Origin of the sequence: Streptomyces albidochromogenes, assembly GCF_005981925.1 — a bacterium.
GTDB lineage: Bacteria > Actinomycetota > Actinomycetes > Streptomycetales > Streptomycetaceae > Streptomyces > Streptomyces albidochromogenes.
Genome location: NZ_VBVX01000659.1, coordinates 1 through 979 on the forward strand (window position 1 = coordinate 1; position 979 = coordinate 979).

Sequence of the window (979 nt, forward strand, 5' to 3'; positions counted from 1 at the left end):
ACGCTCATCGGTGCGGACGGCGGGCAGGCCCAGGTCGCGGGCCAGGACCTGGCCGCCGACCCGCAGGCGGTACGGGCGGCGATCGGCGTGACCGGGCAGTTCTCCGCCGTGGACGGGTTGATCACCGGGGAGGAGAACATGCTCCTCATGGCGGACCTGCACCATCTCTCCCGCGGCGAGGGGCGGCGGGTGGCCGCCGAGCTCCTGGAGCGCTTCGGCCTGACCGAGGCGGCGAGGAAGCCCGCGTCCACCTACTCCGGAGGCATGAAGCGCCGCCTGGACATCGCCATGACGCTGGTCGGCAGCCCGCGGATCATCTTCCTCGACGAGCCGACCACCGGCCTCGACCCGCGCTCGCGCCACACCATGTGGCAGATCATCCGTGAACTGGTCACGGGCGGCGTCACCGTCTTCCTCACCACGCAGTACCTGGAGGAGGCCGACGAACTCGCCGACCGTATCGCCGTGCTCAACGACGGCACGATCGCCGCGCAGGGCACCGCCGAGGAACTGAAGCGGCTGATCCCCGGCGGACACGTCCGCCTCCGCTTCGCCGACCCCGCCGCCTACCGCAACGCCGCCCACGCCCTGCGCGAAGTCACCCGCGACGACGAGGCGCTGACGCTGAAGGTGCCCAGCGACGGCAGCCAGCGGGCGCTGCGCGCCGTCCTCGACCGCCTCGACTCCGCCGGCGTCGAAGCGGACGAGCTGACCGTCCACACGCCCGACCTCGACGACGTGTTCTTCGCCCTCACGAGTCCCAACCTGCCGACCCAGCTCAACCAGCCAAAGGAGGACGCCCGATGAGCTCTTTGACTCTCGCTGTGCGCGACTCGTCGACGATGCTGCGCCGCAACCTCCTGCACGCCCGGCGCTACCCGTCCCTGACCTTGAACCTGCTGCTCACGCCGGTCATGCTGCTGCTGCTCTTCGTCTACATCTTCGGCGACGCGATGAGCGCCGGCATCGGTGACGGCGG

At 70.6% G+C, this 979-nt stretch carries 1 protein-coding gene and 1 pseudogene; both read left to right on the plus strand.

Going from position 1 to position 979, the window contains the following annotated elements; translation table 11 throughout:
- Window positions 1-807: ATP-binding cassette domain-containing protein (locus E2E34_RS34615; RefSeq protein WP_138905757.1), on the plus strand; the 807-nt coding region annotated here is incomplete at its 5' end.
- Window positions 804-979, plus strand: a pseudogene (locus tag E2E34_RS36905) (ABC transporter permease); the annotation flags it as partial. The gene E2E34_RS34615 and the pseudogene E2E34_RS36905, both read left to right, overlap by 4 nt.